Origin of the sequence: Flavobacterium terrigena, from assembly GCF_900108955.1 — a bacterium.
In the GTDB taxonomy this organism is placed as follows: Bacteria; Bacteroidota; Bacteroidia; order Flavobacteriales; family Flavobacteriaceae; genus Flavobacterium; species Flavobacterium terrigena.
The window spans coordinates 166,663-180,814 of the sequence record NZ_FNYA01000001.1 but is presented as its reverse complement, the minus strand read 5'-3'; the positions used below and the strand labels follow the sequence as shown (position 1 = coordinate 180,814).

Annotated in this window: 6 protein-coding genes; 4 read left to right on the top strand and 2 right to left on the bottom strand. The window is 33.5% G+C overall.

Going from position 1 to position 14,152, the window contains the following annotated elements; translation table 11 throughout:
* Nucleotides 1-70: 70 nt before the first annotated feature.
* On the bottom strand, nucleotides 71-3,643 hold the full coding sequence (locus tag BMX42_RS00925) for a T9SS-dependent choice-of-anchor J family protein (RefSeq protein ID WP_091307012.1): 3,573 nt from the start codon (nucleotides 3,641-3,643) through the stop codon (nucleotides 71-73).
* Between the two features lie 682 nt (nucleotides 3,644-4,325).
* On the opposite strand from BMX42_RS00925, the gene BMX42_RS00920 reads away from it, so the two are divergent.
* From BMX42_RS00920 to BMX42_RS00905, 4 genes are all read left to right on the top strand, one after another.
* Entirely contained in the window at nucleotides 4,326-4,793 is a 468-nt protein-coding gene (locus tag BMX42_RS00920; RefSeq protein ID WP_091307008.1) for a T9SS type A sorting domain-containing protein, read from the top strand.
* Between the two features lie 163 nt (nucleotides 4,794-4,956).
* On the top strand, nucleotides 4,957-6,507 hold the full coding sequence (locus BMX42_RS00915; protein WP_091307005.1) for a tetratricopeptide repeat protein: 1,551 nt from the start codon (nucleotides 4,957-4,959) through the stop codon (nucleotides 6,505-6,507).
* Between the two features lie 103 nt (nucleotides 6,508-6,610).
* Nucleotides 6,611-8,002, top strand: a complete 1,392-nt coding sequence (locus BMX42_RS00910; protein ID WP_091307001.1) for an RCC1 domain-containing protein — start codon at nucleotides 6,611-6,613, stop codon at nucleotides 8,000-8,002.
* A gap of 18 nt (nucleotides 8,003-8,020) precedes the next feature.
* Nucleotides 8,021-13,441 carry a choice-of-anchor D domain-containing protein gene (locus BMX42_RS00905; protein ID WP_091307000.1) on the top strand — a complete coding sequence of 1,807 codons (5,421 nt, stop codon included), beginning with the start codon at nucleotides 8,021-8,023 and terminating at the stop codon, nucleotides 13,439-13,441.
* 303 nt (nucleotides 13,442-13,744) lie between these two features.
* Here the strand turns inward: BMX42_RS00905 and BMX42_RS00900 are convergent, their stop codons facing one another.
* Nucleotides 13,745-14,011, bottom strand: a complete 267-nt coding sequence (locus BMX42_RS00900; RefSeq protein ID WP_091306999.1) for a zinc ribbon domain-containing protein — start codon at nucleotides 14,009-14,011, stop codon at nucleotides 13,745-13,747.
* Between the last annotated feature and the right edge of the window lie 141 nt (nucleotides 14,012-14,152).

Sequence of the window (14,152 nt, the reverse complement as noted above, 5' to 3'; positions counted from 1 at the left end):
ACAAAGATATGTATAAAAACAAAAAAGTCCCGATTTCTCGAGACTTTTAAGTAAAAAAATTATGTGTAAATTATTGTTTAATAACTTTAATTGTATGGACTGTATCTTCTACATTAATGTTAACGATATAAGCTCCTGCAGTTAATGCAGACATATTTACTTGAACATCATTAGAATTAGTTTTAGTATTTAATACTTCTTGACCTAATAAATTAATAACTTTTACATTGCTAATTGCTGTTTTATAAGATAAGTTTAATACGTCTTTCACTGGATTTGGATAAGCTACAAAGTTAGCACTATCAAAACTTGCTGAACTTAAAGTCGCATCATAAGCTGAAATTTGAAAAGTATTGAAGATATCATTACCATTTTCCCAAGTTCTAACTTTTAATACTTCGCCTGGAGTTCTACCTGTTAAAGCAACTAATGAAAAATTACCCGCTCCTGTATTATCATCACATGAAACTAAAACTAAAGATCCACAAGAACCAGAATAAATAGCTAAACCTGTATCTGTAATAGTTGTTCCTGTATTTGTAGCAGTTGCAATTGTAACATTACCAGAAGCTGGCACGACAACCGAATACCAAACATCTCCTCCAGTATATGAAGCACAACCTGGAGCAGTTTCAGTAGAACCTGTTGCCGCCACATTTGTTGCAACTAATGGATTTGTTCCAAAAGTAGCACCTGGAGTTAAGGCAATTGCATTAGCGCAATTATCGTTTGTTGGCGCTAATTTTAATTCAAAATTATCAAAATTAATACCGCTTACCACAAATGTCCCAATTACTTTAACACCAAAAGTATAATCACCAGAAACTGATGGAGTAAATCCAACAGTAACTAATTTCCAAGTCGGTCCATAGTAACCAACAACAGATGACAAAGTAGTTGTCATTGCAGATTCAAGTTGAGAAGTCCCAACTCCTACTGTAATATCATATCCAACACTTGAATCATTAGTTCTTACATAATAGCTAAAAACATAAGAAGTACCTGCAGTTAACGTAAACATTGGTGTAAACGCCCATCCATTTGAACTAAAAGCTCTTCTTAAAGAATTGGCTCCACTATATGCAACTGGTGCAGTTGAAATTGACCAAGAATCAGCTGTATTCGAATAACTCCAACAAGATGGAAAAATATTTGTTCCAGTTGCTAAAGCATCAAAATTTTCTAACCAAGGTAATGCAGTTGATGATGAACAAGTAGTTGTGAATGAAATTGTTGCCCAGTTTCCATAAACACTGCCTGTACACTCTGATCTTACGTGTAAGTAATAAACTGTTTGTGGAGTTAAACCAGAAGCAATATAAAAAGTCGCAGTTGTTGGTGTACCAGATGTTGGTGGAGTTGCTGAAGTTGTAATTGCATATTCATAACCAATTGAACCATTACTAGATAAATCGTCCCATGAAACACTTGCTCCACTTGAAGAAATATCGCCAATAACTAAGCCAGTTTGATCTGGACATAATGGTGTTAGACTTATTTGAAAATTATCAATTGAAAAATCAATATCTGCAGTACCGTCAGTAGTACCTTCTAATGCTCTAAACGCGATTCTAATATTTTGACCAGCATAGTCATCTAAATTTATTACATTAGGTGTACCAGTATTTGATGGTTGATTAGAACTATCGTAAGTATATATTACAGTCCAGTTTGTCAATCCTCCAGATGTAGAAACTAAAACTTGAATAGAATCATCAGCCTCCCAAGCGTTCGTTGGAGCATTTATAGTAGCATATTGTGTTGCTGCTGCATCAAATTTTAATTGATAACCTGTAGTTGGAATTGTAACTCTTGGAGAAATAAACCATGAATTAGCACTATTAGTAAAAATATTGCTTTTAATTGCTCCGGTTGTACCAACATTTGCAAATCCATCTGCTACCCATCTAGAACCAGCTAAAATTGTTGGTTCAGTTGTTAAATCTCCACCTCTTCTATTAAACCAGCATGAGCTTGGTAAAAAAGTAGTAAAATTTTCCGAAAATGGAGCTGAAAAAGGTACACAATCAGTTTTAACACTAACTGGTCCAATCCAAGGACTATATCCTGTTCCGCCACAATCAGATCTTACAAAAATATAATATGTTGTATCTGATAATAAACCGGTTGGAGATGCAAAATTAGTTGCAACTGAAGTACCATTAACAACAGGTACTGTATTTGATGTTGACACAACATACTCATAACCAACTGATGGTAATGTTGCAGCTTCAGTCCATGTCATATCAAATGTAGCATCGCTTATATTTGTAGTAAAAATATTAACAGGCTCAGAACAAGCAGGAGTTAATCTTACTTGGAAATTATCAATTGAAAAATCAATAGCTGCAGCACCATTAGATGCACCTTCAACTGCTCTGAAAGCAATTCTAATATTTTGTCCAGCATAAGCAGTTAAATCAATAATATTAGGAATACCAGTATTAGATGGCACGTTTAAATCATTGTAAGTATATACTACATTCCAGTTAGCTGTAGATCCACCAGTAGCTACTAATACTTCAATATAGTCATCAGATTCCCAAGCAGTAGTTGGAGTATTTACTGTACCAACTTGAGTAGCAGCAGCTTCAAATTTTAATTCATATCCAGCTGCAGGAATAGTAATCACTGGAGAAATAACCCAATCATTAGCAGTTGCTGCATCAATATAATTTCTAATTGCACCAGTAGTACCCACATTTGCAAAACCATCAGCCACCCAAGTTGAACCAGTTGAAGTTGTCGGGCCTGTGGTTAAATTACCTCCAACCATATTTGTCCAACAAGTTGGTAAAAACGTTGCAAATGGTTCCAATAATGGAGCATTTAAAATAGAAGGCGCTACTATTACTGAATTTGATGCAGTTGTATTACCTGAACAAGTAACAACACAATAATATGTTCCACTAGAAGTTACAGAAGGAATTGTATAAATATAAGAAGTGGCTCCACTAATAGCTACTGCATTCAAATACCATTGATAAGTAACACCTGAACCCGATGTATAATTTTGTAACGATAATATTGCTGAACTACCAAAACAAACACTAGATGGTGCTAATGTATTTCCAGGAGAAGGGACTCCTGAACATGGTGAAGCTGCAGCTTGAGTAATAACAATATTATCTAAATAAACGTAATAATCACCTGAAGTACCGAAATTACATTTTATACGAATTTTTGTATTTGCTCCATTAGGTGTGCTTGAACCTGGAATTATAACCGATTTATTTGCACAAGTATTAGCAACAACGTGATTTGCATTATTAACTGCAACAACTGCATTTCCAAATGTAACTCCATTATCTGAAGAAGTTTCAACAACAATTGTACCATCGTAAGGTGTTGTTGCAACAGTAGGTGCAGTCCCATTTACAACTTTATAGTCAAATGAGACATTTATAGACTCACCTGTTGAAACAAAAGTTTGAGAAGCTAAAGTATTTGTAGTTGTTGAACTTGATGGAGAAACTCTGAATCTCCAAGACGATGTTGCGCATGCCTGCGTGTTTGTTAATACACCACCTCCAACATTCCATCCTGCAGGTGTTGCTGTTGTAGCAAAAGTTTGACTAATGTTAATTTGAGAAAAGGATACAAATCCAATTAACAAAAAAAGCCATAATGTAATTTTTTTCATAATTAATTTTAAAGTAATAAATAAGGTTAAAAATCAAAAAGCATTTTGTACTTTTAAATAGGCTCCGAAGATATTGGTATTCAATCAAAAAGAAATAAAATTCACTACTCAAAAACTACTCACGTTTTAAAAATCAATTAGTTACAAAATAATATGTATTTAAATGAATTATGCGTAAAAACAAAAAAATCCCGATTTCTCGAGATTTTACATATAACTTTAATAGTCAAAATTTGCGCATTAAATTGATAAATACGATGTTTTAATATACTACAAATGTACTACAAGTTAACAAAATTAATAATAATAATAGACTCATTTTAAAATAAATTAATTAGTTAAAGCTCTATTTGAAACAAGATCTTTATTTATCACACAAGTAGTGTTTTCAACACTTGAGCGAAAAACCAGGTGCATATAGTTTTATTAATTTCTTGGTGCACCTAATTGTGCAATTCTCTTATAATAAAAGTTGGCAATGTCCCAAATTAAGATATCGTGTAATCCACAAACATAAATAACACTAAAACAGTAGCTAGAAAAATATTTTTTAGTTATTGTTTTTTTGGGAATATAAAGTGTTGTTAGATATCCCGTCAACAAAATACTCCAAAAAAAATTAAATCAGAACAGCAAAGTTGAATTTAACTTTACAACAGCTAATCTTCAAGTTGACTTATCTATGGTTTTTACAAATTCTGTAGCATTTGATGCAACTGTTGATCATTATGAATTGATAAAAGGTGACCCAACTGGTATATATGAAGTTATTGCTACTGCAGTTTCAACTGCCGGAATCGTTAATTTTAACAACGTTCCGTTAAGTTTAGATAACTATTATTTGGGTTATGTTTTAACAAGTGTTTTAGGGAATGATACATTTAACCCAATTAACAGCTTGGTAAGTTTGTATCCGAATCCAACAGATGGAAAAGTGACCATTCAATTGAATGATGAGGTTGAAAACAGTATATATGTGGAAGTTTTTGATATTGTTGGAAAAAAAGTATTGGAAGTTCAAAAACAAGCAATTGGAAGCAACCAAAAAGTCGAGCTAGACCTTTCTGGAATTGCAGGTGAGCAGTTATTTATAATCCGAATTCATATTGGTGACAAAATTGAAACTTTCAAATTATTGAAAAAAAGTTAATAGTTAGATTTATTTGATTTTTTAATAAAAAAACATGCATCTAAAATGCCCTCAAGAAGGTAGATATTCTTTGAGGGTGTTTTTTTATAACAATTAAGTTTAACTTTGTCTATAATTAACAAGCTTTTTTATTTATTTGTATTCAATAAATAATCATCACTTTATGTTTAGAAAACTTCACTACTGTTTGTTTTTACTATTCTTTTTTTCCGTTGTGCCCGCTCAGGAAGGCAGGCTGGAAAAACTAATTCAAGATGCTAAAGAAAAAAAACTTACTCCTAAAAACATTTTGGAAATCGAAAGGTTAACATCAAATTCCAAAAATGATACCTTGAATATGAATGCATATAGGTTTTTAGGTGAAACATATAGTGAACTTGAAGTATATGATAAAGCCAATTTATTTCTTCAAAAAGCGCTTTATTTAGCAAAAAAAAACAAACTTAATAAAGAAATAGGTATTCTTATTGGGAACTTGGGAAACCTTCAACGTCACATTGGTAACTATGAAAAAAGTCTGGAATTATTAACGGAGTCTAAAAAACATTTCCAAAAAACCAATAATTTAAGTGAATTAGCAAATGCTAATGCAAACATAGCTTCTCTTTTAATTACTACTGGACATGAGCAAGAAGCTATTAAAATACTTATTCCTATTATAAATGATAAGGGAACAAAACCAAAAAAGAAAGCGATATTACTAATAAATGTTGGTGCTATTTATTCAAAATTGAAGAAATATGACATTGCTGTAAACTATTATCTTGAAGCTCTTTCTATTCTTAAATTTGAAAAGAATATGGAAAAGATGGGAATGTTAACTTACCAAAATTTAGCGGAAAGTTTCATCAAAATGAAGCAATATGATAAAGCTCTTTTTTATAATCAAAAAAGTGAAAAAATGCTTTTAAATAGTGATAGTAATTTATTAAAAGCAAATTTATATTTACTTTATTCAGAAATTTATGAAGGGAAATTAGATTTTAAGAAAGCTTATAAAAACCATCAATCACATCTTGAATATAAAGAATTATCTGATAGTGCTAAAGCGACTTTAAAGTTTGAAAATATTGAAACGCTAAATAAATTAGAAAATCAAAAGCTTGATTTACAAATTAAAGGACAAAAAATTCAATTATTAGAGAACGAGAAATTTGCTACTCGAACAAAAATCACTTTTCTGATTTTATTAATTATTGGAATTTTACTTTTATCCTATTATTTGATTAAAAAACAAAGAAGCAAGGTAAAATCTTTAAGTCACGTTATCCATCAAACAGAAGATAAATTAGAGTTTACTCAAACTAAAACCGATAAAATGGTTTTAAACATTGTAAAGAATAATGATTTTATTGAACGATTTAAAGATAATTTAAAACAAGTTCAAAAAACTACAAGTGATTCAGAAAGTAAAACCGAACTTGGTAAATTACTTTTTGAACTTCAAAACTTCAAATTAATTAATGATACCAAAGAGGAATTATTCAATGAGGTAGATGCACAATTTTTATATAAGTTAGAGAAAAAATTCCCTTCTTTAACGGAGGAAGAAAGAAAAATATGTGTACTTATTTATCTTAATTTAAAGAATAAAGACATGGCGGTTATCCTAAATTTATCTCTAAGAAGCGTAGAAAATAGTCGCTACCGAATTAGAAAAAAGATGGATTTAGACTCAAATGACAATCTTTCAACTGTTTTGCAATCCTTGTAAACTCTTGATTTACAAGTATTGAGTAGTTTTTGAGTAGCGAATTTTTATGTTTTATGTTTTATGACCAATACATTTGGCGAATAAATCATAAAACATAAAAACAATGAAAAAAATAATTACTCTACTAGTTTTACTATTTGCATTTCAAATGAATGCACAATGTTGGCAGAAAATTTCTGCAGGAAGTTCACATACTTTAGGATTAAAGGCTGATGGAACTTTATGGGCTTGGGGACATAATGATACAGGACAACTAGGAATAGGAAACACAAATAATAAATCTATACCAACAAGAGTTGGAACGGGAACAAATTGGGTTTATGTTAGCGCTAGTTATGATACTTCGTTTGCAATTAAAGCAGACGGTACACTTTGGGGTTGGGGTGAAAATACATTCTATAGAATAGGTGATGGTACTCCAACAAATAGAACTGCGCCTGTTCAAATTGGAACAGCTACAAACTGGTTATCTGTAGATTCAAAAAATCATACTGTTGCCATAAAAACTGATGGTACATTATGGGCTTGGGGATTTAATTCAACAGGTCAATTAGGTAATGGTACTTCTTCTAATGATATTTATGTAACAACACCTGTTCAAGTTGGTACGGATACAAACTGGTCTGCCGCTTGCGCAGGAAGTGATGCAACAATTGCTTTAAAAAACAACGGTACTTTATGGGCTTGTGGTGATAATGATTACGGTCAATTGGGTAACGGTTTAAGTGGAAACAACAATTTAGGAAATCCTTTAGTACTTGTATTAACTCAAATTGGTACCGCTACCGATTGGCAAAAAATTTCTTTAGGAAACACCCATAATCTTGCTGTTAAAACAAATGGTACTTTATGGGCTTGGGGAAAAAATGATATTGGACAATTAGGAGATGGTACTACTTCCTTAAAAAATATTCCAACTCAAATTGGAACTGGAACGGATTGGAATAAAGTTTCAGCAACTAGTTCTCATAGTTTGGCTGTAAAAACAGATGGTACTTTATGGGCTTGGGGAAATAACAATTATGGTCAAATAGGTGACGGAACTACTGTTAATAAAACGACACCAACCCAAATTGGAACTGCTACAAATTGGTCAGAAACTTTTTCTAGAGGTCAATTATCTGTTGCAATTAAAACTGATGGAAGTTTTTATGGTTGGGGTTATAATAGTTATGGTCAATTAGGTGATGCAACTACAGCACACAAAAATACACCAACAGCTATCGCTTGTCCTGTAACACTTTCATCAGAAGATTTTTCAGATCTAACATCTTTTTCAGTATATCCAAATCCAGCTAATGATTTTATTTCTATAAAAAATGATTCAAATTTATCAATCGAATTCATTTCAATTATCGATTTAACAGGAAAGAAAGTTTTTGAACAAAAAGGAAATATTTCTTCAATTAATGTGCAACAATTAGAAAGCGGTTTATATATTATTCAAATCACTTCAGAAGGTAAAAGTCATTTGAGTAAATTCATCAAAGGATAATAAATAAAATCTATTTTTATGAAACTGAAATTACTATTACTATCTTTTTTGTTATCTACTGCATTAGGTTGGGGACAAACATCGGTTCAAAATTTTGGAACAGGAACGGGTTCACACACTTCGCAAACGGGAAGTACAGGTTTTATTCCTAATCCGACAACATCTGGAACGAGTTGGGTAAGGGCAGGTGCAACAGCACCAAATGCTCCAATAAGTTTGGTTACGGGTTCTAATAATCCTTTGGGTACAACAGGGTCTTGTGTTAAAGCTGCGGCTTCATCTACTGGCTCTGTTTCAAAATTTTCTCCTATTGTTGGTTACACTGGAGGAAGTGCTGAATTTTATACTTCTTTTAAGGTAATGTTTGGGGATGCATCTGGCGGAACAACAGCTACAACAGGAACATGGTTATTTTTTCAGGGTGTAGGATCTATGTATTCTGATGCTAATAGTTTTACGAACACTCAGCTTTTTATTGGATTACGATTTAATTTTTCGGATCCTGGAATTGTTAATTTAGATTATAGTGCAACTGGAAGTTTTGTTACTACAGGTTTAACAACAACTACTCTAAATCAAGGTACGGTCTATACAATTGAAATCTTTGGAAATAACAAATCTAGTGGGACAGTCAATTATAGTTATGGTGCTTCAGCTCAAACTGTAGCTATTAATAAGTTTGATCTTTATATAAACGGTGTTTTAGTTGGTAATGATTTAACAAAAGGACAAATAGCAAACAATTCGGTAATAACTGCAACCACATTTATAGGATTTAATAGTGTAAATAATGAGTCAAATATCTTTGTAGATGATGTAAAAGTTTATAATAATATAAGACCATTTACGGTTACTTATAGTAACGCTAATGGAAGTACTGGTACACCTCCAACAGATCCGAATAGTCCTTACAATCCTACTTCAACTGTTACGGTATTGCCAAACGGAAGTTTAGTTAATGCGGGTTATATATTTAATGGTTGGAATACAGCGGCTAATGGTTCGGGCACTGCATATGTAGCTGGAAGTATTTTTACTCCTACAGCTAATACAACTTTATATGCGCAGTGGCTACCTACTTGTGCACCTCCAACGCAAGCAAGTGCGGTGACTTACAGTAACTCTACTTTAACTGGGTTTGACGCAAGTTGGACTGCAGGTGGCGGATCTGGAACGATGCTTGTTGTAAGAGAAAATTCAATGGCAAATACGCTTCCAACTCAAAATAAACCAATTCCTTATACATCTAATTTAGACTGGGCTTCTGCCGGTCAGATTGATTTAAATAATAGAGTGGTTTTTAAAGCTGCAGGTACGTCGGCTGCTCCAATTACTGGATTAGCTCCTGGAACGGAATACCGAGTAACCGCTTATGAGTACATAGCTTCGGCTACTGACTGTATCAATTTAGCTGCAACAGCTTCAACATTGGCATACACAAGAAGTAATGAACCAACTGGACATAGTGCAGCTTTTAGTTGTACAACAAGTTCATCGTCTCAAATTAATTTAACATTCAGTGCGCCAAATACAATTGGAGCTACGGGTTATATTATTTTACAAAAAATAGGTTCTGCGCCAACAGGATTACCAACTGATGGAGTTTCTTATGCAAATGGTGCTATTATTGGTGACGCTACTGTTGCGGGTTACACCACAGTTTTAGGTACAGCTACCTCATTTTCGGCTATAGGTTTAGCATCAAACACGGAATACTATTTTACATTAATTCCATTTAATTCTTTTGGAAGTGTAATACAAACAATGAATTACAGAACTTCAGCGACAATACCAGTTACGAACTGTACAACTACAATTGCAGCTTGTTTGGTCGAAAATTTTTCTCCAACAGGGACTTCAACATATCCTTCAGGATGGATTGCTACTGGTACTATGACATCAGGATCAACTCCATTTGTGTCTGGACCTGCTGCTATCCAGTTTACTTCCAATACATCAACTTTAACAACAAGTGCTATTGCTAATCCGGCACAATTAAAGTTTTATTTACAACGAAATAGTAGTTCAAATCAAAAAACTTTTACAGTTGAAGTTTCAACTACTTCGCAAGTAGCAGGTTTCACACCTTTGGTAACATACAACAACTCAACTATTCTTAGTCCAAACTTATATACTCAGTATGTTGTAGATTTGTCTGCCTATACGAATAATACTGTTTGGATTAGATTTACGAAAGTTTCTGCAGCTACTTCAGTATTGTATATGGATAATATGGAAGTGTACTGTGGTATGCCTACTTCTCCAGAGATGAACGTTACTGGAAATGCAGTTTCTATTGCAGATGAAAGCACCGCGGTAAGTGTAACAGATAATACTGATTTTGGAGCTACGTTAGTAGGAAATACGATCATTAAAACTTTTACAATTCAAAACACAGGGATTGATCCTTTATATTTAACAGGAACAACTCCAATTACATTTTCTGGAATCCATGCGTCTGATTTTAGCGTGACAGTAGCGCCTTCTACGCCAATAACTGCGGTTACAGGAACAACAACTTTTAATGTTACTTTTCAACCATCAGCTGGTGGACCACGTACAGCAACTTTATCGATTGCTAATAATGATACTAATGAAAATGCATACAACTTCAATATTCAAGGTACAGGAATTGCTTGTACTCCAATTGGTACAATTACATCAATAACACCAACAAGTGGACCAGTTGGAACTTTAGTTACTATTAACGGGACGGGTTTCACTTCTGCCACTAATGTTAGATTCGGAACAGTGAATGCTATTTATACAGTAGTATCAAGTACCTTAATTACCGTGACGGTTCCGGCAGGAGCAATCACAGCTGATTTAGTAATTGAAGAAGCGGCATGTAGTAGCAAGTATTCTGTATTTACAGTTATTGAAAAAGCGACTAGTTCATGTGATCCTTTAACTTTATCGGTTTCAGAATTATTTATTTCGCAAGTTACAGATGCTTCTACTGGAGCATTATCATACATTGAAGTATATAATGCAACGGCATCTCCAATCAACTTAACCAATTACCAAATTTTAATTCGTTCAGATGGAGGCGCTAGTCCAGCTTTAGATTATGATATTCCGTTAATAGGTACAATAGCCGCAGGTGATAATTTTGTCTTGGCTGTTGGTACTTACACAACAAACTGCTCAACAATTGGGGCTAATGGATCATTGGCAGACCAAACAAGTACTAATCCTTATCTAAATAAGAACGATTGTGTTCATTTGTCTAGGCTGGGAACAGTTATTGATACTTGGGGTGTTTGTGATGGAAGTGATTGGATTACTTCATTAGGACTTGGAGTTGCAGGATATAGTTTTTCTAGAAAAAATAGCGCAACACCAATGCCTACAACAACATTCAATGCAACCGATTGGGATATTATAGATTTTGACTCGTGTAGCGATAATTATTCTAGTGTAGGTTATTATTCTGTTTCTCATAATCCTCCAACATCAACTGCGCCAGTTACTACATTAAGTTGTGCTGACAATTCGGGTGTGATTACTGTTACAGGTGCTGAAGCTGTTTTCGGTGGTTTAGGTTTAAATTATCAATGGTATGCTAACGCTCCAGGTAATGCGGGATGGACAACGCTTGTTAATGGAGGTGTCTTTTCTGGTGCTACTTCAAATACTTTAAATATTTCTAATCTTTCAGGTTTAGATAACTATCAGTTTTATTGCCAAGTAATGGAAAGTTCTGCAACATGTTACATAGCATCAACTGCAACACAATTTTCTTTTAGTGGTTTTTCAACAACTTGGAATGGTTCAGCTTGGAATAACGGTGCGCCAGATTCATCAACAGCTGCAATCATCAATGGAAACTATGATGCAACTATAAATGGAGATATTGATGCGTGTAGTTTAACAGTAAACTCGGCAGCTACAGCAACAATTACAACCGGACATTATTTCAATATTCTAAATAATGTTATGGTTAATGGTGTGTTGAATATTCAAGATAGTGGTTCGTTAGTTCAAATTAACAATTCGGGTATAAACACGGGTAACATTAATATGCAAAGAACGGCTATTGTGGATGCTTTAGATTATGTGTATTGGTCGTCACCAGTGAATTCATTTTCATCAAGCAACGTTTCTCCAACAACAACTAATATTATTTACAAATGGGTTCCAACGGTTACGTCAAATACAAATGGTCATGGGACTTGGATAAATGGTAATGAAACAATGGTTCAAGGAAAAGGATATATAGAAAGAGGATTAAATGGTTCAGCCGCAAATACGCCTTTTACAGCTACTTTTACGGGTGTGCCAAATAATGGAGAAGTTACTATTCCTATTAGTAGAGGAACATATGATTTAGCTGCAACTTATGACACAACAGTTTCGCCAACATATGCTACTAAAGACGATGACAATTGGAATTTATTAGGAAATCCTTATCCTTCATCAATTTCTTTATATGAGTTTTTAACTACCAATACAAACATTGAAGGATTTGTAAACATTTGGAAACACGGTTTAGCACCGTCACAAGGAACTCAAAATCCTTTCTATGGAACTTACATGTATAATTATAGCGCTTCAGATTATACTACTTATAACCTTAGTGGGTCTTCAGCAGGTTCGGCATCAGATTATTTTATTGGAGCAGGACAAGGGTTTTTTGCTTTAATGAATGCAAATACTGCAGCTACAACAGAAAATGTTATCTTTAGAAATAACATGCGTGATAAAGGATATAGAAACGATCAGTTTTTTAAATCTACTAATACAAATGCTCAAGCTAGTACACAAAATGATGGTAGAATTTGGTTAGATATTGTTTCGTCTACAGCAAGTAGCAGAACGATGTTAGGCTATATTAATGGCGCAACTAATCAGAAAGATAGATTATTTGATGCTATTGCAAATCTTAAAATGGATATGAATATTTATTCTTTAGTTGGTTTTGAAGGTCAAGTTATTCAGGGAAGACAATTGCCATTTGATCAAGATGATCAAGTTAACTTAGGTGTAAAAGTTCCTGCAAATGGAAACTACACTGTCGCTGTTGGTCAAGTTGATGGTTTCTTCGAAAACGCAACTCAAACTATTTATTTAGAAGATAAATTGCTTAATGTAATTCATAATTTATCGGCAGCGCCATATCAATTTACTGCAAATCAAGGTACTTTCAATGATAGATTTGTTCTTCGTTATACGAATCAGACACTGGGCAATTCAGATTTTGATGCCGTTCTGAATGGAGTGGTTATTTATACCAACGAAGCTATCCATGTGACTTCATCATTGGAACGTATCAAGGATGTCGTTGTTTATGACGTTTTAGGACGAATAGTTGCCGAGAAGAAAGCGGTTAGCGGAAACTCTGTTAACCTAACAACCTTAAGAGCAACACAAAGTGTTTTAATAGTTAAAGTGACTCTGGAGAATGGTCAGATTGTCGAGAAAAAAGTTATTTACTAGTTATTAAATAAACTTAATGCTATAAAGGGCATCAGAACTAAGTCTGATGCCCTTTGTGTTAATATAGTAAAGTGTTTTTTCTTGTTGCAAAAATAACAAACAATAAACTTTTAATTATTCTGTACCAATAGTTGTGTAATTATTGACATTAACGTTCCGCGTTGTGCTACGTGGAACGATTATTTCTTGCTAATATAAGATTTTCCAGCGGACCCGAGCACAAAGTGCGAACAGGCGAAGCAAAATCGAACGTTGTTGTTTATTGTAAATATAGCTATTGTGCCAAACCGCTGTGAAAAAATGTTATTTATTTTTCCATCTGTCTAAACGTTTCATACCTCTTGTAAATAGCCAAGAGAAAAATCTTGAATGTCCACCTTCCATCATTTTCTGTTTGCAGTATTCTTGAAATTCTAAAACATTATTCCCTTTGTAAATAAACTCGCCATTTTCATAGCAGTAGGAACAATATTTTTTGCTATTGCTTTTGTCTGCATTTGTTCCGCCTCCTTTTTCGTCTCGTTTTAATGGCATTCCGCAAGACTGACAGTTTTTATATTTTTTGTCCATTTTTTGTTCGTTTATTAATTACTTTTTGTTTGGGTGTCTGAGCAATGATGCCTAACGTTCCGCCTTTAGAGTAAATAAAATATAATAGGTGTTAGTTCCTCTTTCTCCGCCAGTAGAAATACAAATTGAATTAAAACCCTT